This window comes from Candidatus Rickettsia colombianensi, assembly GCF_003664375.1.
Taxonomy (GTDB): Bacteria; Pseudomonadota; Alphaproteobacteria; order Rickettsiales; family Rickettsiaceae; genus Rickettsia; species Rickettsia tamurae.
On the sequence record NZ_RAQN01000001.1, the window covers coordinates 28,882 to 55,320 of the forward strand.

A 26,439-nucleotide genomic window follows, 5' to 3' on the forward strand; every position below is an offset into this window, starting at 1 on the left:
AATCCGTTGTCATCCCGCAATCAAGTCGCGGGATGACACAGTACGTTTTACAATTCACATAAAAAATTTCTAACAAATCAATAGTTCTAATGTTTTATTACAATACTATATTTAGCAAACATATAGATAAGATCAAAAGCGAAGGAAGATATCGAGAATTTAAGGCCTTAAAAAGACAAGCCGATAATTTTCCTTTTGCAGAACACGCTAATAAACAAATAGTTATGTGGTGCATTAATGACTATTTGGGTATGAGTAAACATGCAAAAGTAATGCAAGCTTCTATAGATGCCTTGCTAAAATACGGTGTTGGATCAGGCGGAACTCGCAATATCGGCGGTAATAATATCGCCATTCTTGAGCTTGAAAAAGAACTTGCAAATTTACACAAAAAGCAAGCAGCTTTAGTTTTTACATCCGGTTTTGTTGCAAATGATACAACGCTTGCAAGTCTTGCTAAAATCATGCCAGATATAGTATTTTTCTCCGATGAGCTAAATCATGCATCAATAATTGCAGGAATTACAAGTTCAAGAGCCGAGAAATATATATATAGACATTTAGACGTTAAGCATTTAGAAGGGCTTTTACAATCAGTCGATATTAATAGACCGAAAATTATTGTTTTTGAATCGGCTTACTCTATGGACGGTTTCTTCTCACCTATCAAAGATATAATCAACTTAGCCAAAAAATATAATGCTTTAACCTTTATCGATGAAGTTCATACGGTCGGTTTATACGGTAAACAGGGTGGCGGTATTGCCGAACTTCTTAATTGTAGTGATCAAATCGATATTATTCAAGGTACACTTGCCAAAGCATACGGCACTATCGGCGGTTATATCACTAGCAACCATAATTTAGTCGACGCTATAAGACTAACCGCTCCAGGGTTTATTTTCACTACTTCATTGCCGCCGGTAATTTCTACCGCTGCAACGCATAGTATTAGACATCTCAAAAAATCAAATGAAGAACGAATAAAACATCAAGAAGTAGTTACAAAACTTAAAAATTCTTTTGAACGTTTTAATATACCTTATTTGAAAAATGAAAGTCATATAGTGCCGATAATTATTGGTGATCCGATTAAAGCGGCGAAAGCCTCAAATATGCTCCTTAATGAATACGGTATTTACGTTCAACATATCAATTTTCCAACCGTACCGAGAGGTACGGAACGCCTCCGAATCATCCCAACCCCTGCCCATACCGATAAAATGATCAATGATTTATCTATAGTCTTAGTGCAGATATTTGCCGAACTTGATATAGAATTATCTTCTGCTAAAGAACTTAACGAAGAAGTACGTTTGAACCTTATTGCTTAACGTCATTCCCACGGAAGCGGGAAGGAAGTAAAAACCTATAAAAAACTTGTTTTTTTAGGTTTATTTTATCAATAATGTTTAGCAATATTAAGGTTATTTCTCTGGATTCCCGCTTCTAGCTAGGAATAACATAATATCCACGTAACAATGCTTTCAGTAGTTTAGCTCATGACTATATCCATCTTTATTTAGCAATGTCTAAAAAATATAAGTAATATGAATTTTAACTTAATATCATTACCAAATATGTCTTTTTTTGACCGCAAAACTGCAATTATTAAACTCCTTAAAACTCATGCTGGCAAAGAGTTTACTGAATAGCAACTTGGCTAGTTGATACTTATCCTGAAGAAGCAAAGAAAAAAGAGGAAGCAAGCAATGATAAACAATTACTTAATGCTAAAAGCAAAGTAAGAAAGAGAAAAATTATTATCATGATTTATAGAAATGAATTGAATAACTATTGAACGCTATACAAAAAATAGAACCGAAAATTAAAATAACCAAGAGAGGACGCTGGTTTAGATATTGTTATGTTAACAATATTAATAACATAGTTAATTATGATAATAAATACTATGAGACATTTGATCTTAAATCAAAAATTATTAAAGCCCTTAAAAATCATAAGAAAATTATTAAAGCTCTTGAAAATTATAAGAAGCAGGAGCTTACTGCTATGGAAATTGCTCAATTGCTGTTAAGTGCTAACTCTAAATAGTTAGTGATTGCAAAAATATACGACTATAGTAAATCACCTTGAATTAGGTGAGATTTATAAGAAATATTTTTAATGCTAGCCCATTTACGGTATGAGATATATTTTTAAAAAATTAAAAAATTGCATTTAATTTAAGGTGATTTACTATATATGCCGGCAAAGGTGAGTCCTGCGAAACTCACAGTCAACAATGCCTAATCCTAATGGGATTTTACAAAAACTATTGCATATTTCAGCTCTTTAGTTTATTTTGATTAGCAAACTATGTACAGAATTAATGGATTATTAAAATGGGAATTACCGTATTAAAAAACGAAGGATTGGATTTTCATGCAAGAATCTCTACTCCTTTAAGTGAGATAGATGACGATATTCAAAAAGAATTACTTGATTTAACCAAAAAAGTTAAAATAGCGGGTTTTAGAGCCGGTAAAGTACCGGTTTCAATTGTTAAGAAAAAATACGGTACTTCCGTCAGGAATGATATAATAGAAAGAAGAATTAACCATTCGGTAAATCACGTTATTAAAGAGCATAATCTAAATATAATCGGTAGACCCAAAATTGAAGAATTACAAAACGAACCCGATAAAGCTTTAGAATTTACCGTAAAAATAGAGCTATTACCTAAAATTACTATTCCGGATTTAAAGAAAATCTCACTAGATCGTCCAAAATTAGAAGTAAACTCTAAAGATGTTGAAGAACAACTAGAAAAACTTGCCGCATTAACAAAAAGCTATACCAAAGAAAGTAAAGCAAAAATAAAAGATGGAGATCAGGTTACTATTGATGCAATCGGGTACATCAAGGATGAAGCTTTTGAAGGCGGTAAATTAAATGATTTTAAGGTAGTAATAGGTAGTAATACACTTATTCCAGGTTTTGAGAAACAATTAATAGGTTCTAAAACAGGTAGTGAAGTAGATGTTAATGTTACTTTTCCTGAAAATTACCATGCTAAAGATTTAACAGGTCAAGATGCTCGTTTTGCAGTACAAATTAAAGCAGTACATACTGCAGAACCTACCGTTATTGATGAGGAGTTTGCTAAAAAATTCCAAAGTAATAGCCTTGAAGAATTGCGTACACATTTTACTAAACAAATAGAAAATGAGTCGGAAGAAGCTATTAATACTATAATGAAAATGAACTTATTTGATAAGTTAGAAAAATTGTTAGATTTTGATGTACCGGAATCTTTATTAGAGCAAGAAAAAAATATTCTAAAGTCCGAAACCGATAAAAATGACCAAGATGAATCATTATTAAAAGATAAATCCTCTAAAGAAATAACAGAATATTATAATAAATTAGCCCTACGCCGTGTACGAATAGGCTTATTACTTGCTGAATATGCAAAATCTAAAAATTTGCAATTAGAGCCTGATGATTTAAGAAAAGTTATTATGCAACAAGCTCGTAATTTTCCTGGGCAGGAAAATATGATATTTGATTTTTATAAAAATAATCCTAGAGCAATTGAAGGACTTAAAGGTCTTGCCTTAGAAGATAAAGCTGTACAATATATATTTAATAACGAAATAAAGCTTAAAGAAAAGAAATATACTAAGGAAGAGCTAGAGAAATATCTAGAGGTAGAAGAGTAACGTATTACTTTGATTTAAAGTTTACTGTTTTTTTTGTGTTATACCGTGGCTTGACCACGGGCTCTTGTGTCACAGGCTGTATCCTGAGAGCCCGTGGTCAAGCCACGGTATAACATTGAACGGGTTTTTCGATCCATGCAACTAATACTAACAGTATTACTCCTGATTTTTTATAGTCTTTAAAGCCAGTTTAACTATTTTATTTACTCCGGTATTAGTGTAGGTAGAGATAGGAAAAACTTCTTTATTAGTAGCTTTCTGCAACTTATTTATTTTTTCTTGTATTTCCTCATCGGTAAGAACATCACATTTATTAAGACATATGATTTCGATTTTATTTTTTAGATAATCGGAATATGATTCAAGCTCAAGACGTACCGTATTATAATCTGCAACTACATCATTACTAGAGCCGTCTATTAAATGTATTAATACATTACATCTTTCTATATGCTTTAAGAATTTATCGCCAAGTCCGTGACCTTGATGAGCTCCTTCGATCAAGCCAGGAATATCGGCTATAATAAACTCTTCGTCATCAACATACACCACTCCAAGATTCGGCACTAAAGTAGTAAAGGGATAATCGGCAATTTTAGGCTTGGCTGCCGTTACAACCGATAAAAAAGTAGATTTACCGGCATTTGGAAGACCCACAAGCCCAACATCAGAGAGAAGTTTTAAGCTTAAATGAATCCACATTTCTTCGGCAATTTCTCCTTCCGTACGCTTTCTTGGAGCTTGATTAACCGACGTTTTGAAATGACTGTTACCAAGACCGCCACTTCCTCCTTTAATTATTTCAAAGCTTTGGTCATCTTCAGTAAAGTCATGCAATAATATATTGCCGTCCTCGGAAAAGATTTGAGTACCGATGGGAACATCAAGAACTAACGATTTTCCTGATTTACCACTTCTATTTGAACCTTTACCGTTTTCACCGTTTTCTGCGGTAAAATGCTGTTTATACCGATAATTTACTAGCGTATTAAGATGGTGATTACTCCTGAAAATAACACTACCGCCACGTCCACCGTTACCACCGTCCGGTCCGCCTCTGTCAATAAATTTCTCACGATGGAAACTAACACAACCATTGCCGCCGTTCCCACCTTTTATATATATTTTAACTTCATCAATAAAATTCATATGATTTATATTTTCAACGTCATTGCGAGGAGCGAAACGACGTGGCAATCTCATCAAATCTCTTGAGATTGCCACGCTCCTTGCAGTCGCTCGCAATGACGACAATGTTTACCTCTCCCGAATACCCTTATACTCTCTATGTACATAACCGGTGTAAAGCTGTCTTGGTCTGCTGATTTTTTGTTCAGGGTCTTCGTGCATTTCTTTCCATTGTGCCATCCAGCCTACGGTTCGTGCTATTGCAAAAAGTACCGTGAACATTTGCGACGGTATACCCATAGCTTTATAGATAATACCTGAATAAAAATCAACATTTGGATATAATTTTCTCTCAATAAAATATTCATCTTTAAGAGCGATAGCTTCAAGTTCTATTGCTATTTGTAACAGTGGATTATTTTCTAACTGTCCGAGTTCCTTTAATACTTCTTTGCACGTTTCTTTAAGTACTGCGGCACGCGGGTCATAGTTTTTATATACACGATGACCGAAACCCATTAACCTAAACGGATCATTTTTATCCTTAGCTTTAGCTATATATTTAGGGATATTCTCAGAACTACCGATTTCTTTAAGCATATTTATTACCGCTTCATTAGCCCCGCCGTGAGCAGGTCCCCAAAGTGAGGCAATACCCGTGCTAATACAAGCAAAAGGGTTAGCTCCGGATGAGCCGGCAATTCGAACTGTTGAGGTAGAAGCATTCTGCTCATGGTCTGCATGTAGGATAAATATCTTATTAAGAGCATTTTTTATTATTGGATTTACTTTATATTTCGTACAATGCGTTGCAAACATCATATGCAGAAAATTTTCGGTAAAATCTAACGAATTATCAGGATAAATAAACGGTTGCCCTATAGAATATTTATAAGACATTGCGGCGATAGTAGGTATCTTAGCAATCATTCTAATAGCGGTAAGTTCGTAGTCTGCTTCCTTAAAATTCAATAAATCAGGATAAAATGCCGAAAGAGAACCGACAGCCGCAAGCATAATAGCCATAGGATGAGAAGAGCTACAAAAGGTTTGAAATAAATAATGTAATCTTTCATTCACTAATGAATGATGAGCAACCTGTTTAGTGAAATTATTATACTGCTCACTACTTGGTAGTTCCCCATAAATCAGTAAATATGCTACTTCTAAAAAATCACTTTTCTCAGCTAAATCTTTAATATCATATCCTCGATGCCGCAAGATTCCTTTATCACCGTCTATATAGGTGATAGTAGACTGACAAGAAGCAGTAGACATAAAGCCCGGGTCGTAAGTAAAGCAATCGGCTTCTGCAGATACCCTACTTATATCGATTACATCCTCACCGATACTTGCTTTAAGTATCGGTAATTTAAATATTTTTCCTCTGATTTTTAATTCGGCAAATTCTGAATCATTATTATTTTCGTTGGTCATATGGATATACCTTATTTTTATACATCAGTAAGTATAACCCTAATTTAATGAAATTAGAAATGAATTATGATTTATTAGGATTTAAAAATTTTCTTTGATATCTTGCTCAACTTGCAAGGTTAATGAAAATTTAAAACGCACATGCTTCTACTTTCAACTGCAATCCTAAAGAGTTTAATAAAGATCCTATATTGTCGAAACTTGGATTACCTTTGCTAGATAACATTCTATATATATGTTGTCTATTTATATGAGCTTCTTTAGAGATTTTTGCTATACCTCCTTTTGCTATAATGGCTTCTTTTAAAGTAGCCAAAAATAGCTCCTTATTATGATCCACGAAATATTGCTCTAACGCTTCATTAATATATCCTACTAATATTTCCTCATTTTGTAATTTTTCTTTTAAATAATCTGTAAACTTTTCCATATAACACCCTCAATTTCATTTATAAACTTCTTCTATTATTTCTAAGGCTTTTTTAATATCTTTGCCTTGAGTATCTTTATTACCTGCATTTAATAGCAGAATAATTTTATTATCTTTTTCAGTAAAATATATTCTATAACCTTTGCCAAAGAAAAACCTAAGCTCATATAGTCCTCCTTTTATCTGTTTGTAATCACAATAAATTCCATATTCTAAGCGAACTAATATATTAAGAATTCTACTATGCATCTCGATATCTAATTTTTCTAACCAATCTTTAATATAAGATTTACCATTTTCTGTTATAAAAAATTGTATTTGTTTAGTTTTTTGCATATTAAGCTTAACTAGAGACGATTACATTGTCGTATATATACGACTAATTGTCCAGTAGAAAATTATTTTAAAAAGTACATGAAACTGTGAGTACGAGATTAATGTACAAGTTATGCAAGAAGTCTATTATTTACTAAATACTCCTTAATCTTGAGTAAATCATACCAAGAGGTTCGTTTTTGCATAGGTTGGCGTAATAGATAGGCAGGGTGGAAGATTGCCGTAGTTTGAATAGGAGCGGATAGATATTTATTGGTATAAAAATAATATTCTTGTCTAATTTTAGTAATACCTGAATTTTTTCCAAGTAAGCTAGTTGCAGCCGTGCTACCGACTAGAATAATTAGCTTCGGGTTAATAAGAGCGATATGCTTCTCAACGAAAGGTCTACAAATATCGACTTCTTCGAGTGTCGGTTGTCTATTAGCAGGAGGACGCCAAAATACCGTATTCGTAATATAAGCGTTATTTTTTCGTGAAATTCCGATAGCGTGCAGCATATTATCAAGTAAATTGCCGCTTTCACCGCAAAAAGGTATGCCTTTTAAATCTTCGGTACTTCCCGGGGCTTCGCCTATTAACATAATTTTAGCTTCCAAATTACCGTCACCGAAAACCGTATTAGTAGCAAATTTCTTAAGTTCACAACCATTAAAATTTAGTAGAGATTCTTTTAGTTCTTCGATATTATTAGCTTTATCGGCAAGAGATCTTGCTAGGGTTATATTATCATGAACTTTATCATTAGAAATCTTCCCAAACTCTACTGCTAGAGGTAATTTATATGTCGATCCGGTACTCGAATCCTCACGTACGCTTGTGTACGCTGCGGTTCTGTGTTCCGTGTCTCCTTTAAATTTGGAAAGATTTCCATTCATATTGAATGCAGTTTCTTTTGTAGGCATAAGTTTTACTTGTGACTTTTCAGTTAGCTTGGTATTATTACTTACTTTTAATTTCGGTGGATGTTCATGGCAATAATATTCAACACCGATTGCACTTAACCATTTAAGCGTATTATTCATTATCTTAAAATAACATATGTTAACATATAACGTACCGAACGAACTAAATAATATAAGACTTGATAAAGCTTTATCACAACTTCTTGAAAATGTTTCTAGAAACCAAATTCAAAAATCTATTAAAAGTTCTTGCGTACAAGTTAATGATGTAATTATTTCTGATCCTGATGTTTTGGTCAAGGAGAATGATGTTATATTATTTTCTTTTAAAGAACCTGAAGAGCTAAAAATTGCAGCAGCAAATATAGCACTTGATATAATTTACGAAGATGATGATTTGATAGTAATTAACAAAGCTGCAGGTATGACGGTACATCCTGGAGCAGGGCATCATGATGATACGCTTGTTAATGCATTACTTTATCATACGAAGAATTTATCGGATATCGGTTCATCAGAAAGACCCGGGATAGTACATCGTTTAGATAAGGACACTACCGGTTTGATGTTAGTTGCTAAAAATAATAAAGCACATATGTTGCTTGTAAATCAGATAGAGCAAAGACAGGTAATACGGAAATATAAAGCGTTAGTATGGGGAGTAATTAATCCGCTAGAAGGAGTCATTAAGAATAATATCGGTCGTAGCCGAAGCGATCGTCAAAAAATGACCATATTAAAATATGGCGGTAAAGAAGCCGTTGCACATTACAAGACTCTAGAATTGTTTTACAGCGGTGCTATTAGTATGGTGGAGTGCAAGCTTAGTACGGGCAGAACTCATCAAATTAGAGTACAGCTAAGCCATTTAAAACATTCGGTAGTCGGCGATCAAACTTATGGCAATAACGACCGAAAAATTGCTCATTCTCCCCCTGAACTAAAAGCAAAATTAATTGATTTTAAGCGTCAAGCCCTACATTCTTGGTATTTAAGTTTTACTCATCCGACTAGTAATGAGATTATGGAATTTTCTTGTGAGCTGCCAAGGGATATGGGGGAGATTATAACTGATAATAAATCTTCTAACATATTTAGTGAATTTACCGAACTTAAAAAACGAGTACCGTTAGGTAGTGTAGATGAGATTTTAGAAATGAAAAATTTTGGCAGAAAATAAAACTTTCCATGCAATGTTCTATAAAGCAAATTCTTAGTAATGCTACAGATAAATTAAATAAAATCGGTATTAGTTCGCCGCAATTAGAAGCACGAATTTTACTACGGCATGTTATAAATAAACCTATTGAGTATTTGCTTATTAATCTTGATGAGCAGTTAAATGAAGCCGAGATAGAAGCTTTTGAAAAACTGTTAGAGAGAAGATTAAAGCATGAACCGATAGCGTATATTACAGGTGTTAAAGAATTTTACTCACGTGAATTTATTGTTAATAAACATGTATTAATTCCAAGAAGCGATACTGAAGTTTTGGTGGAAATAGTTCTAGGGTTACTCAAACCGTCATTGCGAGCGACTGAAAGGAGCGTGGCAATCTCAGGGATTTTGCCTGAGATTGCTTCGTCGACGCCTATGGCGTCTTCTCGCAATGACGAATACACAAAAATCCTAGAACTCGGGACAGGTAGCGGCTGTATTGCTATAAGTCTATTATGTGAGTTACCGAATGCTAATGTAATTGCGACCGATATAAGTCTTGATGCTATAGAAATTATCAAAAGTAATGCGGCAAAACATGAGGTAATGGATCGTTTGCAAGTTATTCATAGTGATTGGTTTGAAAATCTAGGAAAGCAAAAATTTGATCTTATAGTTAGCAACCCACCCTATATATCTTACAGCGAAAAATCAGAGATGGCAATTGAAACAATCAATTATGAACCGTCTATTGCTTTATTTGCTGAAGAAGACGGCTTACAGTGTTATAAAACAATCGCCGGAAATGCCAAACAATTCTTAAAACAAAACGGTAAGATTATATTAGAAATAGGGTTTAAACAGGAAGAAGCGGTAACTCAAATTTTCTTAGATCAGGGTTATAATATTGAAAATGTTTACAGGGACCTACAAGGTTACAGTAGGGTAATATTATTTTCTCCTATCAATTTGAATAAGTCATACGCAAGACGCATCGGTAAAAGCTTGTCAGGAGTGCAACAGAATTTATTAGATAACGAACTACCAAAATATTTATTTTCTAAAGAAAAGCTTGTAAATGAAAAACGTAAAGTATTTCTTGAGATATGCTTTGGTATGGGTGAGCATTTCATTAATCAAGCTAAAATGAATCCTAATGCACTTTTTATTGGGGTAGAGGTATATTTAAACGGAGTTGCAAATGTTTTAAAACTTGCGGGCGAACATAATATCATGAATTTTTTATTATTCCCTAATAATTTGGATTTAATATTAAATGAGATACCAAGTAATAGCCTTGATGGAATTTATATTTTATTTCCTGATCCATGGATAAAAAATAAGCAAAAAAAAAAAAAGAAACGTTTTCAATAAAGAACGACTTAAGGTTTTACAAGATAAGCTAAAAGACAACGGTAATTTAGTATTTGCTTCCAATATCGAAAATTATTTTTATGAAGCAATAGAGTTAATACAGCAGAACGGTAATTTTGAAATTATAAATAAAAGTGATTATTTAAAACTGCACGATAACTATGTAATGACCAAATATCATAAAAAAGCTATTAAGGCGAATAGAACGCCGAAATTTATGATTTTGCAGCACGTTTTAGGCGATCATTAATTGCAGTCCCTATATTCACTTGAGGTATAGGAACAACTGCTATACTGCTTACATCATGAGCTGCAGCATAATCGTCAAGAATTCTTAAATAAGCATAAAGATTTGCAGCAGCTTCTATAAGATTACCTTTGGCACTTAAATTTAACGAAAATTTTCCCGTAAGATTACTATTGCCAAAATTTAATCCGATTTCTTTATCCTCTAAATTTATAGCATTTAGCCTAACCGGTACTTTTGGTGAATAGTGTTTAGCAAGCATGCCCGGAGCTTTTATAGTACTTGTCTCTGATGCTTTTAAAACTTTTACCCCTAGTACTTCTTCTAAAATTTCAGCAGTTATAAACCCTTCTCTAAGAATAGTAGGAGTAACAGTTGTTGTATTGATTATCGTTGACTCTAGCCCATATTCAGATTGATAAATTTCAGGTGCTAAAATAAAGATTTCTGCGTTTTCTGAAAAATGTTTTGTAACATGCTCGACGTTAGTCGGACTAATATAGTTTGAGGGGTTAGCACTTGGGGCAGCTATAGGTACGCCTGATTGTCTGATAAGCTCTAATGCTAGTGGATAAGACGGCATTCGAATCGCTATTGTATTAAGCCCTACCGTTACGCTAGGAGCAATATTTGCATTCACTTTTAAAGGGACAACTATAGATAACGGTCCAGGCCAAAATTTTTCTGCTATTTTTGTAGCTAAATCGTTAAACTCCCCTATTTCTTTTGCTTGCTCTATGGATGCGACATGCACGATAAGCGGGTTGATAGCAGGACGATTTTTGAACTGAAAAATCTTTAAACATGCCTCATTATTTGTAGCATCCGCTCCAATCCCATAGACTGTTTCAGTCGGCAAAACAACCACTTTACCTGATTTTATATATTCAACGGCTTTACTGATCATTAATTTAGTTATTTTGGTTTTGTTATATATCTGCTTCTCGATTTCATTCCTAGCTAAAAGCGGCGTTGTTGCATGGCTTATTTATGTCATTCCCGCTTTTGCGGGAATGACATAGGAAAGTTTGATCATAAGCAGTTAAACTTAGCTATTTTATGGAATAATTCATAAGTATTTTGTAATAACGATAAACGATTTTGAGCGATCTTTGAATCAGAGTCATTAACGAATACATTATCAAAAAAGCTAGTAATCGGAGTTAATAGAGATGATAATAAATTTAAGGCTCTCTTATAATCTTTATCAGCTATACTATCTATAATTTGCGGAGAAATTTTTTGGATTACTTCAAATAATTCTTTTTCAGGTTGTGTAATAAAGAGACTTTCATCAACTAAGCCGGTAATTTTCTGACCATCAATTATATTACTAGCTCGTCTGTAAGCATTTAATAATTGCTTTCCTGCGTCTTCTATTAAAAATTCTTTTAACGCATCAAGCTTAAATTTTGTATCCACTAAATGTAAATCAAGAACTGCATTAATTAACGCAATATCATAGTCATTTTTAAAGTAAAATTTTACTCTTTCTTCAAAGAAAGATATTATTAAATCCTTATTTTTATCAGATGAATCTTTATATAAGTTTATAGAAAAATTAATTAAGCTATTTAAATGTAATTCTAATTTATTCTCAAGTATTATTCTTATTATACCAAGAGCTTGACGTCTTAAGGCATATGGATCACCTGAGCCTGTCGGAGCTTCGCCTGCTATCATCAAACCTACTAAACTATCTAGCTTATCGGCTAAAGCAAGCAAAGCAGCATTTCTGCTTGGTATATTATCATTAAGTTTTTGAGGTTTATAATGGTCTTTAATTGCTGTGGCTACTTCTTCATTTAACCCTTCATGCTTTGCATAATAATAACCCATAATACCTTGCAACTCAGGAAATTCTCCGACCATCTCGGAAACAAGGTCACTTTTGCAAAGTTTCGCTGCCGTAATTAAATCTTTATTATTTGGAGCTATATGCTTACAAATTTTAGTTATACGCTCCACTTTTTCTCTTAAATTACCAAGTTCTGCATAAAATGTTACAGCTTCTAATTTGCCTAATCTTGATTCTAAAGTTTTAGCTATATCCTGCTTATAAAAATATAAAGCATCCGAAAGACGTGCAGATAGTACTTTTTCGTTACCTTTAATAACGAGGTCAGCATTTGCAAATCTACCATTACTGACAAAGAGAAAATACGGTGCGAAATTTCCTGTTTTATCAAATAAACAAAAATATTTCTGATGCGTACGCATCGAAGAAATAAGTACTTCTTTAGGTAACTCTAAAAATTTTTGTGGGATTTTTCCAAGTAGCACAACGGGAAATTCACTAAGCCCTGCTACTTCTTCGATTAAACGATTATCTTCTTTTATGTTTAGATTACAAGAATTTGCCAGTTCCAGTAAACCGGTTTTAATTACTTCTTCTTTCTTTGTTCTCTCTAAAATAACATGATTTTCTAAAAGCTTATTTCTATAATCTTCAAAATCTGTTACTTCTAATTTTTTATTATCAGTAAGACGATGCCCGTACGTAATATTATTAGCGGTTAAATGCCCAAATTGCAGTGGTAGTACTTCACCGTCAAATATACATAAAATATTTCGTAACGGTCTAATCCATTTTATTTTGTAATTGCCCCAAAACATCGATTTTGCCCAGCTATATTTATTAATAGCCTCTATAATAATCTCCGGCAAAATCTCTTTTATTTCCCTTTCTTCTGTTTTTTTGACAAAGAAATAATATAGCTGATTATTAATTAATTTAGTAGAAAGTTCTAATTTACTAACATTATGAGCTTTACAAAAGCCGTTAATAGCAGCTTCCGGTGCTTCCGTGCTAGGCCCTTTTATCTCGAGTTCTTTTGATAACGTTACTTTCGGCAAGTGAGTAGCATGCAACGTTATTCTACGAGGCCCTGCAAATACTTGTACTTTTGCAAATATTTCGTTTTCTTCAAAAATTTTCGTGAATATGTTTAAATAACCCTCTTCAGCATTTTTTTGCATTAATGCAGGTATTTCTTCACTAAATAACTCTAATAATAATTCACTCACCGCTTAACTCCAACCATTTTATACAACAAATTCTAGCTAAATGACGTACTCTTAAAACATAAGAAGCACGCTCAATTACACTAATCACACCTAATGCATTTAGTTGATTAAATGCATGACTTGCCTTAAGGCATTCATCATAAGCCGGCATAGGTAAATTAGCTTTAATTAATCTCTCACACTGTTCTTCGCTATCCTTGAAATGTCGCAGTAATATTTCACTATCGGCAAGCTCTAAATTATATTTTGAAAATTGCCGTTCAACTTCGAAATCCACTTCACCGTATTTTAAAGCTTTTTCGCCTACTTGCCCGTTCCAATCAAGCTCTTTTACTTCATCAACAACTTGAATGTATAAAGCAAGCCTCTCGAGTCCATAAGTAATTTCACCGGCAACGGGACGGCATTCAATACCGCCGATTTGCTGCATATAAGTAAATTGCGATACTTCCATACCGTTACACCATACTTCCCAGCCAAGCCCGGCAGCACCTAAGGTTGGCGACTCCCAATCATCTTCAACAAATCTGATATCATGAATTTTTAAATCTATACCTAAACATTCTAAACTTTTAAGATATAGCTCTTGAATATTATCCGGCGAGGGTTTTAAGATAACCTGAAATTGATAATAATGTTGCATTCTATTAGGATGCATGCCATACCTGCTATCCCCTGGTCTTCTTGATGGCTGAACATATGCAACAGACCAAGGTTTGGTACCAATGCAGCGAAGCACAGTTGCAGGGTGAAACGTACCGGCTCCGACATGGGCATCGTAAGGCTGCAATATTGCACAACCGTAATCCTGCCAGTAATTTTGCAAAGCTAGTATAATTTGCTGAAATGATAGTTTTTTCATAAAAAATGCATTGTCATACTGCGACTTGATCGCAGTATTTAATAAAATCAATATAAATTATTTGTATATTTAAATGGATACCGCGATCAAGTCGCGGTATGACACATAACACAGAAATCTTAATAATACTCCTTGCCGATCTCGATCTTAGGGCGATTGTTTGCTACTCGCCAATCGTTAGTATCACGGAAAGAATAAACACAGCCGCAAAATTCTTGTTTATAAAAGTTCTCTTCTTTGGCAATTTCGTACATTCTGCTAGCACCGCCATCTTTACGCCAATTATAAGTACAATAGGTCACCCCTTCATAATGAGATGCAGCCCTAGTTCCTGATTCATTAATTTGGTTCATATCTTTCCATCTAGAAATACCAAGTGAGCTAGTTATAACCTTAAAGCCGTTTTCATAAGCATATAAAGCCGTACGCTCGAAACGCATATCAAAACACATTGTGCAGCGTTTACCTCGTTCAGGCTCACACTCCATCCCTTTAGCTCTTCTAAACCAATTTTGTGGATCGTAATCCGCATCGATAAATTCTATATTATGTTTCTCGGCAAACTTAATATTTTCGTTTTTACGAAGCTCATATTCTTTTTTAGGATGAATATTAGGATTGTAGAAAAAAAGTGTAAACTTAATGCCGGTATCGATCATTTTTTCCATTAAAGGGCCAACACAAGGAGCACAACAACAATGGAGTAAAACCTTGTTTTCACCGTTTGGTACTTCAAAAACTTCGCTCATATAAGATTCTGTATATTAAATTTAAATTAATCTATTTTAGCTCTTTTTAACTGCAAATTATAAGATTTTTTTGAAATAGGAACTGCTATTCCTGCAAAAATCTTATTAATTTTAGCACAGAACCTAGTTTACCAAATTCTTTTTATAAGTTTCTTTATAGAATTTTAGGATTATAGAAGATAACAAGGCAAGTGCAATTAAATAATATGCAATAGCATAATTGTCTCCGGTAACTTTCGTTAATATCATTGCTAACATTGGAGCAGTACCGCCAAATATAGCAGCTGCAAGGTTGTATGAAAGTGCAACACCGGTAAATCTTATGCTAGTCGGAAATATCTCTACTAAAACCGTTGGAATAGGTCCCATATAAATGCTAATAACTCCGGCAAATATTACTTGAGATATTATAGCTAAAGTAAAATTCATCGATCCTAAGGCTACAAAAATAGGATAGACTGATAAAATTAACAAGATAATCCCCCATATTAGTACAGGACGCCGCCCCACCTTATCCGAAACATACGCAGATATAGGAAATACTATCATCATTACGATTAATATTATACTACTAACAATTGTGCTTTGCTGATTAGTATAACCGAGTGTTTGCATAAAATTACCGATAAAAACCGTAGAAGTATAAAAAGGAGCAGTTACGGTAATATAAAGACCAAGTGCGATAATTAGTTCTTTTGGATATTTTGTTAATGTTTCTCGTAAAGGAAAACGTGCTAAACGTCCTGTTTCGTTAGCTTTTTTATAAATAGGACTTTCTGCTAGGTTTTTTCTAATATATAAACCTACGGAGCTAATAAATAAACCGGCAATAAAAGGTATCCTCCAACCCCATTCAAATAGCATATCGGCAGGCATAAAATAAGAAAAACCGGATGCTGTACCAAGTCCAAGCAGCATACCGCCGCACATACTAACGAATGAGCTACTCCCCGCAAGTCCTCGCTGCTCGAACGAAGCATGTTCTACAATATACGAAATACAACCGCTAAATTCCCCTCCTAAAGAAAAACCTTGTATGAGTCTGATAATAGTTAAAATAATAGGAGCGGCAATTCCAATAGTTTTATAACTTGGTAAGAGACCTATTCCGGCAGTCGGTATTGCCATAGTTATAATACCCATCACCAAAGCAGTACGTCTACCGAATCTATCACCGATATTACCGAAAATAATACCGCCAAGCGGTCGTACTACAAAGCCTGCAGCAAATACCGCAAAAGTTAAAGTCTCTCGCATTTCTGAATCCGGAAAAAAATGCTGCCCTATAATATAAGCAAATTGAGCATATAATGCATAATCATACCATTCTAAAGCGTTGCCGATCATGCCGGATATTATTACTTTTCTCATTAAGTTATTTTATTGATTTTAAAAAAGATAATAAGAGTAATATTTTATATTCTCAAGTAAAAAATAGCTTTATGGCTTTGTTGCATGGCTCAGAAAATGCACTCGCTGTCATACCGTGGCTTGTCCACGGTATCCAGAAAAGCAACTTAAAATACTAATAATTATTAGTATTTTAAGCTGGACCCCGTGATTATTAAGTCACGGGGTGACAGTGGAAAAATCGATTTATACAACAAAACCCTATCTATGTTTTTCATTAACCACTTTCTTAGTTAATTTAGCATTTATTTGAGAAGGAGAAACTTTTATATTTTTTTTGATGTTTTTTGTTTTTTCTTGAGATAGAAGACTTTCTTTATCATTTTGTAATGTTTTCATAAACTTCTCTATATTGCTTTGTTCTAGTTTTATTGCATTATCATTATTTAAAATTAATCCTCCAATTTTTTCACCAAGTTCAGGTGCATATCTGACGGCAAAAATTGATGCCGGTACAACTATGATAGAAAAAGCCGCTCCCGCAGTCGCAACACTAATTGCTCCGACTAATAAAGCACAAACAGCACCGGCGATTTTTCCGGTTGCTTGTTTAAATATATTACTTTTTTGTGTAAATGCTAAAGACATCTCTAATATTTTATTAAATTCTTTCTTTATATAGATAGTTGCTTCATCAATATTATTATATTTCTTCATTGCATACATTACAGAAGCCTTAAATAATTTTTTGTGAGATTCCGCATAATTTATTATTTTGTCAAAATTCTTCTCTTTTAAAAGAGTTTTAAATATATTTTTAATTTTTTCTTTTTCGGTACTATTTATTTTTTCATCTCCAAAATAAACTTCTACAAGATTTTCTGCTATTATATCTTGTGATTGCTCTAAAATATTATTCTTATTTTGCTCATTTTCGTCTTCAGAAGTAATCATTATTGCAAATAACTCTAATGCTACGGAAAAATTATCATCGTTAATAACCCGCATACCTAAATAATTTTTGAGTCTAGAAATACATTTATTAATATATTTTGCAGCTTCCGGTTTAGAATTAAGCCTTAGCGTATAATCTATAGCAAGCATATTTGCAATAGTAGAGCAAGTAGATTTTGTAAGATTATTGACAAAATTATTAACAATATCTTTTTTAAATAAATTAGTATTTACGTTATTAAGTACTATTGCATTATTCATTTTAGTAATTTATTTTGAGGCTAATTCTCTGATATATAATATCAATTTAGCATAAATAAGATTAGGAGCATGATTTACTGAAAGTTTATAGATATTCTTAGGCGTTAACACTTCTTCATTACGTACTCGTACAAAAGATATAAGAGTATTAGGAGGCATATAAGAATAAATTTCAGAGAATATTTTTAGAAAAGTCAAAAAATCTGCACATGCATATTTTATATTTATGCTATAATTATTTACATGAATCGATTCACCTTCTCCTTCAATCGCCTGAACATTATTTTTAAAAAATACTGAATTTATAGATACATCTATAGGTTCTACTAAATCATATTTATTGCTTAAGCTTTTTATTTTAGGAATTAGTTCTTGATAATTTAAGCAACTCACACTACTTGGCACGCTTAAATCTACATATTTTTTGTAAGATTCTAATATTTCTTCTTTAGAGTTAATGACAGAATAAAGCTTTAAAACTTCCTCTGTTAGATTTTCTTGTGAAACTTGTTTATCAAGAATAGATTTACTGTATTCTTGCTGGAAATTTTTTATTATCCAGATAGTTAAGGCAATAAAGAAGAAATATATAATAAATTGAAAAAATATAAGATTCTTTAAATACATAATATATTTTTCAAACATTTTGTGCTTACCTTACTTTATTAGTGTAGAGCAGTTTTTTCGTCATTGCGAGCGACTGAAAGGAGCGTGGCAATCTCATCAAATATCCTGAGATTGCTTCGTCAATTACTTACGTAATTTCCTCGCAATGACGACTTGGTATCCTTGCAGTAATGACACAGTTGTTATATCTTATCATTAACTATATTAACCGATAAAGGAATTACTACCTTACCGAATATATCAAGTATTTTATCCTTATATATAACATAATCTATCTGCAAATTAGATAATTTATTTTTTACGTTTTGCATATGATCATCTAGTATCTTTAGAGATTCATCTACCGATAGATTATTATTATGATATTTAAGTATTAATTTGATTATTAATTGCCTCTTAGAAACTAACAAAATATTATCTATATTTGTTAATTCCCATTTAATTTCTTCTAATTTAAAAGCCGGATTTAAAGTAATTATTAGCCTTTTAAGTAAATCAAACGGCAGTGGCACCGGTGCTTCTAGTAATTTTTCTATTACATATAAATCAGCTAGGCTAGCAGTATTTTTAATATAAGGATATTTATATTTTATACTATCATATTCTTGATTTGTTGCATAATATTTTTCATTAATAGAGTTTATGTCTTTGTAATTCTGTTTTGTATTATATTTGATAATACCGACCATTAATATTAATATTATAAGTAATGCACTATATAATTTAAATGTCAGATCCTTTATAGTAACTAGTTTTTTTATTGATTTTAAATTATTATTATAAGCGGGAAAACTCTTATATTCTAGAAACAGCCTACTAATATTCGTATCTATAAATCTTTCTTTTTCTAGAGTTTGCTTATTTAGTATATTATCAACCGGTATAAAGATTACAGGGCGATCTTCAAAATTTGTTGATTCTAATAAAGATTTTAACTCTTCATCTACTATAAGAATTATACAGACTCTTTGGTCAAGATTACTTATATAGTTTTTAAATAATATCAAACAATCATTAATTGCTTGTTCTATAATACCTTGAACATAGCCAGTTGTTTTATCAAATGGATACTCAAGATTTCTAATTGTTATTATATCATTTTTATGTTTGATAATAAATTTTATACCGCTAGCTTGTGATGCATATACACAAATTTGAAAATAATCGTTATATTTATCATTTTCTATATTCTGCACTATTTTATTTATAATAACTTTTAGCTCTAACGTTAAAAAGTAAATTCCTTTTAAATCAAGCGATCTTTTATCTATAATGCATGAAATTATATCACTTAAAGGTGTTTCAAATGGACACGACATAATTAAAGTCGACCAAATTTCACTTGGGGTAGTAGTAATTTCGTAAACACAATGTGCTATAATGTCTTCTTTATTAAAATAACCTTCAATAAATTGTTCAATAGGATTAAGTTTAACTATTGACTGTAATATAGGTATTTGATCGTGCCGTGTTTTACATTCGCTGCCGTCAAGTAAAAAATAAATATCGCTTTTTGGAAATTTACTAAAAAAGTTTTTATAAGGATTTAAGTCTATCTGTTCCTGAGTAGGGATAAATAATTTATCTAATAATTTATTATTGAGAAAAGTACTAAGAAATACACCTTTATTACCTAGTAACACCACAATCTTTTTTCTTTTGAAAGAAAATATTTTTAATTTTGTAGCAAATTGAACAAAATGTAATTTGATCGAATCAAAAATATTTTTCATAAATAAATTTATTTTAATCATAATTCAGTGTATTTTACTATACTGGACGTCATTTCTGCATGGATACCGAACCGTCATTGCGAGCGACTGATAAGGAGCATGGCAATCTCAGGACTTTGGCACGAGATTACTTCGTTAATTACTGCGTAATTTTCCTCGCAATGACGAAAAATGATCCACCCCGGAATGACATAACATTAAATAATATATTTTACCATGACTAAATTTACCACCGAAGAAGTTAGAAGTAAATTTATAACTTACTTTAAAGCAAATAATCATACACATGTACCGGCTAGCTCGTTAATTCCATACAATGACCCTAGCTTAATGTTTGTTAATTCCGGAATGCTACAATTTAAAAATGTTTTTACCGGACAAGAAAAAAGACCCTATAACAAAGCGGTAACTAGTCAGAAATCTCTTAGAGCCGGCGGTAAACATAACGACCTTGAGAATGTCGGTTATACTGCAAGACATCACACACTTTTTGAAATGCTAGGTAATTTTTCATTCGGTGACTATTTTAAAGAACAAGCCATATATTACGCTTGGAATTTATTGACTAAAGAATTTGAACTCCCAAAAGACAAGCTTTATGCAACAATTTATCATACCGATGACGAAGCAGCTTCTTACTGGAAAAAAATAGCAGGATTTGGGGATGATCGCATAATAAGGATTAAAACAAACGATAATTTTTGGTCTATGGGCGATACTGGTCCTTGCGGTCCTTGCTCTGAAATTTTTTATGACCACGGAGAACAAATATACGGCGGGCTACCTGGTACTAAGGACGAAGACGGTGACAGATTTATCGAGATTTGGAATATGGTATTTATGCAATATGAACAAATCGATAACGATACTAGAATAGAGTTACCGCAAAAATCTATCGATACCGGTATGGGTCTTGAGCGTATGACGGCAGTATTACAGCATGTTAACAATAATTATGACATAGATTTATTTCAGGAAATAATTAATTTTACCGAAAATATAGTAAAAGTGAAAGTAGAGGGAGAAGCTAAATTTTCTTACCGAGTTATTGCCGACCACTTACGAGCAAGTAGCTTTTTAATAGCTGACGGCGTTATCCCTTCAAATGAGGGGCGTGGTTACGTACTGCGCCGCATTATGCGAAGATCCATGAGGCATGCTCATATGCTAGGTAGCAAAGAGCCGTTAATGTATAAATTACTGCCAAAACTTGTTGATTTAATGGGGAATGTTTATCCTGAACTTAAAAGAGCAGAAAGCTTTATAAGCAGTATCTTAGAACAAGAAGAAATTAGATTTAAAGCCACATTAGAACGTGGTCTAAAGCTTCTTACCGAAGAAACAGAAACGCTAACAACAGGTAATGAATTATCAGGAGAAGTAGCGTTTAAACTATACGATACTTACGGATTTCCGCTTGATTTAACCGAAGATATTCTAAAAAACCGTAATATTTCCGTTGATCACAAAGGGTTTGAAGAGCAAATGCTTATGCAAAAAGAACGTGCTAGAAAATCTTGGCTTGGCTCCGGTGAGTCCAAAACCGATCAACTATGGTTTGATATCAAAGAGCAGCATGGTAGTACGGAGTTTTTAGGATATACGCTTAATGAAGCAGAATGTAAAATAATTGCATTAATTAAAGATAATAATTTAGTTAATGATATAAAAGAGATAGATACGCAATTTCTGCTAATCAGCAACCAAACACCTTTTTACGGTGAGTCCGGCGGTCAGATGGGTGACATTGGGACAATATTTGCAAAAGATTCTGAAGTAGAAGTAATAGATACTTTAAAATATTTAGGCTCTATTATAGTCCACAAATGTATTTTGAAAAAGGGGCAGATTAACGTAGGCGAGAATGCTAATTTTAGTATAGACATAAGATATAGGCAGAATTTAAGAATTCATCACTCAGCAACGCATATATTACATGCAGTACTGCACGAGGTACTTGATAAACATGTTACACAAAAAGGTTCGTTAGTCGCTCCGACTTATTTACGCTTTGATATTAGCCATTCTAAAGCTGTGACTAATGAAGAAATCACTTTAATCGAAGATAAAGTAAATGAGATTATTAGAGATAATCATGAGGTAAATACTACATTAATGGCAACTGAAGATGCAGTCAAACAAGGAGCTATGGCACTGTTTGGCGAGAAATACGACTCCGAAGTAAGAGTAGTTAAGATGGGCGGGACTTCTTTAGAATTATGCGGCGGTACGCATGTCAGACGTACCGGTGACATCGGTTGCTTTAAAATCACAAGCGAAAGTGCTATAGCGGCAGGGGTTCGCAGAATTGAAGCAGTTTGCGGTGAATTCGTAATTAAATTAATGAGAGAAAAAGATAATTTACTTAAATCGGTAGAAAGCAGTTTAAAGACTAATAAAAATGAGCTTATTACCAAAGTTAATAATATTTTAGAGCGTAACAGAGAACTTGAGAAAGAGTTAGAAAAAACTCATTTAGCTAGTTTAGATTTAAGTATAGAACAAATTGAAAAACAAGCTGAACAAATAACAGGAATAAAACTATTACACAAAAAAGTAGGAAATATAGACAATAAAATATTACGCCAGGCTGCCGAAAATTTAACAAAAAAATTAGAAGATTTAATAGTGGTATATATTGCTGAGGGGATTGGTAAATTATCTATTACGGTTGCGGTGAGTAAAGCTATAACAGACAAATACAATGCAGGTATAATTGCAAAAGAACTTTCTTTATTCTTAGGCGGCAGCGGCGGAGGTGGACAAGCAAGCCTTGCTCAAGCCGGTGGAAATGATATAGGTAAGCTAACTAACATCCATGAAAAATTATATAGTTTATTAACAATGTCGTAGTATACTAATTTAGGACGTCATTACGAGCGGACTTTGTACGTGGATACCCGATCGTCATTGCGAGCAGTCGTAGACTGCGTGGCAATCTCGTCAAGTATCCTGAGATTGCTTCGTCAATTACTTCGTAATTTCCTCGCAATGACGAGGTGGTATCCACACGTAATAATGCCTATGCAGGGAAGCATTGTAATGACGAAATTTATGATTGTTAATACTCTGCTTTCACAAAATAAAGACCGTAGGCGGGAGCAGTAGGACCGGCGGCTTTTCTATCTTTGGCTTCTAGAACATCTTTAATTTGCTCTGCCTGCCAAACATTCTTACCGACAAGCACTAAACTACCGACAACATTACGTACCATATGATGCAAAAATGACGGGGCTGAAAGATATAATTTTATTTCTTCGTCTTCTTTAATAATATTAAGTTCAGTTAAAGTTTTAATCGGTGATTTTGATTGACATGAGCTAGCTCTAAATGAAGTAAAATCATGTTTGCCTAATAGATAAGCGGCAGCTTTTTGCATAGCTAGAATATCTAAAGGTGAACTAATCCACCATGCTCTATTTAAATCAATTACGGATGGATAAGGTCTATTAATAATTCTATATATATAATGACGAGAGGTAACTGAAAACCTAGCATGAAAATTATTGGGAGCTAATTCACAATTCCATACTCCTACGGCATACGGTCTTGCAAAATAGTTGATAGCTGTAATAATTTTGTGAGGTTCTAAATATTTTGAAAGATCAAAATGTGCTACTTGACCTATAGCATGAACACCGGCATCCGTTCTTCCTGACCCAAACAATATTACCTGTTCACCGGAAAATTTATAAATCGCTTCTTCTAATATCTGCTGTACCGACATTACTCCTGCTTGCCTTTGCCAACCTGCAAGATTCGTGCCTAAATATTCAATGGTGATCTTATATCGATACATAAGGGGATTGGATTTTACAATTGTCATCCCGTGGCTTGACCACGGGATCTTGTATAACAGACCGTATCCTGAGATACCGCGATCAAGCCGCGGTATGACAATATAAGTGTTATCACGCTTCTAGTAAATCCGATGGATTACCGTCACCACGCTTTCCTCCAATTCTAAAGCTATTAAGCTTTTTGGATCTAATAGGATGTTGTAACTTTCTTAAAGCTTTTGACTCGATTTGTCTTATACGTTCTCTAGTTACTTTAAATTGCTGCCCTACTTCTTCTAATGTATGGTCAGTATTCATACCTATACCGAAACGCATTCTAAGCACTCTTTCTTCACGAGGCGTAAGGGTTGCAAGTACTCTAGTGGTAACTTCTCGTAAATTTGACTGAATTGCCGCATCAATCGGTGCTACTGCATTCTTATCTTCAATAAAATCGCCTAATTGACCTCCATCACTATCATCACCTACGGGATTCTCAAGACTTATAGGTTCTTTAGCTATTTTCATGACTTTACGCACTTTATCAAGCGGCATTGAAAGACGGTTAGCGATTTCCGTTGCCGTTGGTTCGTATCCGAGTTCATTAAGCATTTGTCTTGAAGTACGCAGTATCTTATTAATTGTTTCAATCATATGCACAGGAATACGTATAGTCCTTGCTTGATCTGCAATAGCTCTTGTTATAGCTTGTCTAATCCACCAAGTAGCATAGGTAGAGAATTTATAACCACGGCGATATTCAAATTTATCCACCGCTTTCATAAGTCCTATATTACCTTCTTGAATTAAATCTAAAAACTGCAATCCCCTATTAGCGTATTTTTTAGCGATAGATATAACTAAACGTAAATTCGCCTCTATCATATCTTTTTTTGCTTGTAGCGTTTGTCTCTCACTTTTTTGTATAGTATTCACTAGTTTTTTAAAATCATTAACTAAAAGACCAGTATTAGATTCTATAACCGATAATTCGGCAATCATTTGATCTATATAATCTGATTCTTTAGTAATTAACTCTTTCCAAGCGACTTTTTTATTTTTCAGCATTTTTTCTTTCCATGCTGCATTGATAACCGATCCTATATATTCATCGAAGAAATTTTGGCGAGTTACTCCGTATTTTTCAGCAAGTTTTAAAAAGGCTGTTTCTTTATTAATTAAATCACGATTTATTCCATACATCTTACCTAAAATTTCTTCTGTTCTTTTAGAATTAAAATGTATTTCCAAAACTTCATTTATTAATAATTCCAAATTATTATTATATTTTTTGCTATTTTGTAAAACTTTCGGCTCAAAAGATTTCTCATAACATTTTTTAGCTTCAATGAGTAGTTCTTCGCAGATAAAAGAAATCTTCTTCATACGCTCTATGATATTAGGTAATATCTGCGTTTCTACTCTAGACATAGATAAGTGATTATCCTCATGCTCTTCTCCTTCGGTATCACTACTATGTTCTTCATCATTTTCGGGTGTTTCATCATGTAACATGTTAGCTTCTAAATCTATCAGATCACGTAGTAACATTTTTTCATTAACTAAATCTTCATACCATACTATAAAACAACGCATAGCAATAGGGCTTCTACATAAGGAAGCAGTCATTGTTTTACGTCCTTCCTCAATCCTTTTTGCTATTTCTATTTCGTTTTCACGAGTTAAAAGATCGACTCCCCCCATATCCTTAAGATATAATCTTACAGGATCATCGGTAGTACCTATATTTTCTTCTTCTACCTCATCCTCAGGTTCATTATCAACATTGGTAGATAGCTTAAATTCTTCATCTATTCCGATATCAAGCTTAATTTCATCATCTTCGTTAGATTCTAAAATATCTACTCCCGCATCGGAAAATTTTAATATAGCTTCCTCTAATTGTCTTATTGAAGGATTTTTATTAAGAGGAAGAGCTTTGTTTATATCATCATAAGTGACCGGTATCTTTTTAGATTTAGCTTTTTTAAGTAAACTATCTATTTTATCTAGATCATTGTCTATATTGCTATTGCTCATTAAATACCTATATGCTTTTTTCTTTTAAAAGAAGTTTGAAATAATTAAGTTATCGTGTGATTAATAAAAGATTCGTTTAAAACTTGAAGTTCATTTGCAATCTTCAGAATTTCTTTTTTATATAATAAAACTTTTTCAAAGTTGTGATTGTCTGTACTGTTTATGGTAATAGCGTATTCTTGTTGTAAATTTATTAGATAATATTTCTTATGTAGCCACTGCCATAATAAATCCAGTCTGATATTATTTTTATTAAATGAGATATCTAAAAACAAATTATCCGTTTTTGATAATAATAAAAAAATATCAAAAAAGCTAGTTTTTTCCACAATTGCAGTAATTTCACTTGCTTCTACGTTATTATCTATAATCTCGTT

General features: G+C 33.0%; 19 protein-coding genes and 4 pseudogenes. 6 read left to right on the forward strand and 17 right to left on the reverse strand.

What is annotated here, in order from left to right; translation table 11 throughout:
* The first annotated feature begins 89 nt into the window (after positions 1–89).
* From hemA to tig, 3 genes are all read left to right on the forward strand, one after another.
* A complete protein-coding gene (gene hemA, locus D6968_RS00190; RefSeq protein WP_121542573.1) occupies positions 90–1,334 on the forward strand; it encodes a 5-aminolevulinate synthase in 1,245 nt (414 codons plus the stop codon).
* Positions 1,335–1,797: 463 nt separating this feature from the next.
* A complete protein-coding gene (locus tag D6968_RS05510) occupies positions 1,798–2,055 on the forward strand; it encodes a hypothetical protein (protein ID WP_245968929.1) in 258 nt (85 codons plus the stop codon).
* Between the two features lie 290 nt (positions 2,056–2,345).
* Positions 2,346–3,665 (forward strand): trigger factor, encoded by a 1,320-nt coding sequence (gene tig, locus D6968_RS00200; protein ID WP_121542575.1) that lies wholly within the window; start codon positions 2,346–2,348, stop codon positions 3,663–3,665.
* 156 nt (positions 3,666–3,821) lie between these two features.
* Here tig and obgE read toward each other — a convergent pair whose 3' ends face one another.
* The 6 genes and pseudogenes from obgE to D6968_RS06355 all read right to left on the reverse strand — a co-directional run.
* Entirely contained in the window at positions 3,822–4,814 is a 993-nt protein-coding gene (gene obgE, locus D6968_RS00205; RefSeq protein WP_121542577.1) for a GTPase ObgE, read from the reverse strand.
* A 108-nt stretch (positions 4,815–4,922) separates the two neighbouring features.
* Positions 4,923–6,230, reverse strand: coding sequence for a citrate synthase (locus D6968_RS00210; RefSeq protein WP_121542579.1), 1,308 nt, complete (start codon positions 6,228–6,230; stop codon positions 4,923–4,925).
* A gap of 130 nt (positions 6,231–6,360) precedes the next feature.
* Entirely contained in the window at positions 6,361–6,660 is a 300-nt protein-coding gene (locus tag D6968_RS05390) for a helix-turn-helix domain-containing transcriptional regulator (RefSeq protein ID WP_121542581.1), read from the reverse strand.
* Between the two features lie 15 nt (positions 6,661–6,675).
* Positions 6,676–6,996 (reverse strand): type II toxin-antitoxin system RelE/ParE family toxin, encoded by a 321-nt coding sequence (locus D6968_RS00220; protein ID WP_121542583.1) that lies wholly within the window; start codon positions 6,994–6,996, stop codon positions 6,676–6,678.
* A gap of 110 nt (positions 6,997–7,106) precedes the next feature.
* Positions 7,107–7,742 (reverse strand): annotated as a pseudogene (locus tag D6968_RS00225) (uracil-DNA glycosylase family protein); the annotation flags it as partial.
* A 129-nt stretch (positions 7,743–7,871) separates the two neighbouring features.
* Positions 7,872–8,021 (reverse strand): annotated as a pseudogene (locus D6968_RS06355) (uracil-DNA glycosylase); the annotation flags it as partial.
* Between the two features lie 16 nt (positions 8,022–8,037).
* On the opposite strand from D6968_RS06355, the gene D6968_RS00230 reads away from it, so the two are divergent.
* Together D6968_RS00230 and trmB are read left to right on the forward strand one after the other, a co-directional pair.
* Positions 8,038–9,081, forward strand: coding sequence for an RluA family pseudouridine synthase (locus D6968_RS00230; protein WP_121542587.1), 1,044 nt, complete (start codon positions 8,038–8,040; stop codon positions 9,079–9,081).
* An 8-nt stretch (positions 9,082–9,089) separates the two neighbouring features.
* Positions 9,090–10,683 (forward strand): annotated as a pseudogene (gene trmB, locus D6968_RS00235) (bifunctional peptide chain release factor N(5)-glutamine methyltransferase PrmC/tRNA (guanosine(46)-N7)-methyltransferase TrmB).
* On the opposite strand, the gene D6968_RS00240 reads toward trmB, so the two are convergent.
* The 8 genes from D6968_RS00240 to D6968_RS00275 all read right to left on the reverse strand — a co-directional run bounded on the left by D6968_RS00240 (position 10,649) and on the right by D6968_RS00275 (position 20,264).
* The gene (locus tag D6968_RS00240) at positions 10,649–11,599 is read right to left on the reverse strand and encodes an L-threonylcarbamoyladenylate synthase (protein WP_281269426.1); all 951 of its coding nucleotides are present in this window, start codon (positions 11,597–11,599) and stop codon (positions 10,649–10,651) included. The pseudogene trmB and the gene D6968_RS00240 overlap by 35 nt on opposite strands.
* A gap of 113 nt (positions 11,600–11,712) precedes the next feature.
* Entirely contained in the window at positions 11,713–13,707 is a 1,995-nt protein-coding gene (gene glyS, locus D6968_RS00245) for a glycine--tRNA ligase subunit beta (protein WP_121542591.1), read from the reverse strand.
* On the reverse strand, positions 13,700–14,569 hold the full coding sequence (locus D6968_RS00250; protein WP_121542593.1) for a glycine--tRNA ligase subunit alpha: 870 nt from the start codon (positions 14,567–14,569) through the stop codon (positions 13,700–13,702). The genes glyS and D6968_RS00250 overlap by 8 nt, the downstream gene beginning before the upstream one ends.
* Before the next feature lie 119 nt (positions 14,570–14,688).
* On the reverse strand, positions 14,689–15,318 hold the full coding sequence (locus D6968_RS00255; RefSeq protein ID WP_121542595.1) for an epoxyqueuosine reductase QueH: 630 nt from the start codon (positions 15,316–15,318) through the stop codon (positions 14,689–14,691).
* Positions 15,319–15,441: 123 nt separating this feature from the next.
* Entirely contained in the window at positions 15,442–16,689 is a 1,248-nt protein-coding gene (locus tag D6968_RS00260; protein ID WP_121542597.1) for a metabolite/H+ symporter, read from the reverse strand.
* 240 nt (positions 16,690–16,929) lie between these two features.
* Positions 16,930–17,883 (reverse strand): RP853 family protein, encoded by a 954-nt coding sequence (locus tag D6968_RS00265; RefSeq protein WP_121542599.1) that lies wholly within the window; start codon positions 17,881–17,883, stop codon positions 16,930–16,932.
* A 9-nt stretch (positions 17,884–17,892) separates the two neighbouring features.
* Positions 17,893–18,528 carry a hypothetical protein gene (locus D6968_RS00270; RefSeq protein WP_121542601.1) on the reverse strand — a complete coding sequence of 212 codons (636 nt, stop codon included), beginning with the start codon at positions 18,526–18,528 and terminating at the stop codon, positions 17,893–17,895.
* A 164-nt stretch (positions 18,529–18,692) separates the two neighbouring features.
* Entirely contained in the window at positions 18,693–20,264 is a 1,572-nt protein-coding gene (locus tag D6968_RS00275) for a hypothetical protein (RefSeq protein WP_121542603.1), read from the reverse strand.
* A gap of 195 nt (positions 20,265–20,459) precedes the next feature.
* Here D6968_RS00275 and alaS point away from each other — a divergent pair, with 195 nt between their 5' ends.
* Entirely contained in the window at positions 20,460–23,096 is a 2,637-nt protein-coding gene (alaS, locus tag D6968_RS00280; protein ID WP_121542605.1) for an alanine--tRNA ligase, read from the forward strand.
* A 208-nt stretch (positions 23,097–23,304) separates the two neighbouring features.
* Here the strand turns inward: alaS and truA are convergent, their stop codons facing one another.
* The 3 genes and pseudogenes from truA to D6968_RS00295 form a co-directional block, all read right to left on the reverse strand.
* Positions 23,305–24,042: a tRNA pseudouridine(38-40) synthase TruA gene (gene truA, locus D6968_RS00285; protein WP_121542607.1), complete on the reverse strand. Its 738-nt coding sequence runs from the start codon at positions 24,040–24,042 to the stop codon at positions 23,305–23,307.
* A gap of 112 nt (positions 24,043–24,154) precedes the next feature.
* Positions 24,155–26,062 carry an RNA polymerase sigma factor RpoD gene (gene rpoD, locus D6968_RS00290; protein ID WP_121542609.1) on the reverse strand — a complete coding sequence of 636 codons (1,908 nt, stop codon included), beginning with the start codon at positions 26,060–26,062 and terminating at the stop codon, positions 24,155–24,157.
* Between the two features lie 44 nt (positions 26,063–26,106).
* A pseudogene (locus tag D6968_RS00295) lies at positions 26,107–26,439 on the reverse strand (DNA primase); the annotation flags it as partial.

Excerpts from the sequence above, each read along its gene's own strand:
- D6968_RS05390 (WP_121542581.1), bottom strand. The coding sequence starts at position 6,660 with ATGGAAAAGTTTACAGATTATTTAAAAGAAAAATTACAAAATGAGGAA.
- D6968_RS00260 (WP_121542597.1), bottom strand. The coding sequence starts at position 16,689 with ATGAGAAAAGTAATAATATCCGGCATGATCGGCAACGCTTTAGAATGG.
- tig (WP_121542575.1), top strand. The coding sequence starts at position 2,346 with ATGGGAATTACCGTATTAAAAAACGAAGGATTGGATTTTCATGCAAGA.
- D6968_RS00220 (WP_121542583.1), bottom strand. The coding sequence starts at position 6,996 with ATGCAAAAAACTAAACAAATACAATTTTTTATAACAGAAAATGGTAAA.
- D6968_RS00270 (WP_121542601.1), bottom strand. The coding sequence starts at position 18,528 with ATGTTTGAAAAATATATTATGTATTTAAAGAATCTTATATTTTTTCAA.
- alaS (WP_121542605.1), top strand. The coding sequence starts at position 20,460 with ATGACTAAATTTACCACCGAAGAAGTTAGAAGTAAATTTATAACTTAC.
- hemA (WP_121542573.1), top strand. The coding sequence starts at position 90 with ATGTTTTATTACAATACTATATTTAGCAAACATATAGATAAGATCAAA.
- obgE (WP_121542577.1), bottom strand. The coding sequence starts at position 4,814 with ATGAATTTTATTGATGAAGTTAAAATATATATAAAAGGTGGGAACGGC.
- D6968_RS00255 (WP_121542595.1), bottom strand. The coding sequence starts at position 15,318 with ATGAGCGAAGTTTTTGAAGTACCAAACGGTGAAAACAAGGTTTTACTC.
- D6968_RS00275 (WP_121542603.1), bottom strand. The coding sequence starts at position 20,264 with ATGATTAAAATAAATTTATTTATGAAAAATATTTTTGATTCGATCAAA.
- D6968_RS00250 (WP_121542593.1), bottom strand. The coding sequence starts at position 14,569 with ATGAAAAAACTATCATTTCAGCAAATTATACTAGCTTTGCAAAATTAC.
- D6968_RS00210 (WP_121542579.1), bottom strand. The coding sequence starts at position 6,230 with ATGACCAACGAAAATAATAATGATTCAGAATTTGCCGAATTAAAAATC.
- D6968_RS00265 (WP_121542599.1), bottom strand. The coding sequence starts at position 17,883 with ATGAATAATGCAATAGTACTTAATAACGTAAATACTAATTTATTTAAA.
- D6968_RS00230 (WP_121542587.1), top strand. The coding sequence starts at position 8,038 with ATGTTAACATATAACGTACCGAACGAACTAAATAATATAAGACTTGAT.
- truA (WP_121542607.1), bottom strand. The coding sequence starts at position 24,042 with ATGTATCGATATAAGATCACCATTGAATATTTAGGCACGAATCTTGCA.
- rpoD (WP_121542609.1), bottom strand. The coding sequence starts at position 26,062 with ATGAGCAATAGCAATATAGACAATGATCTAGATAAAATAGATAGTTTA.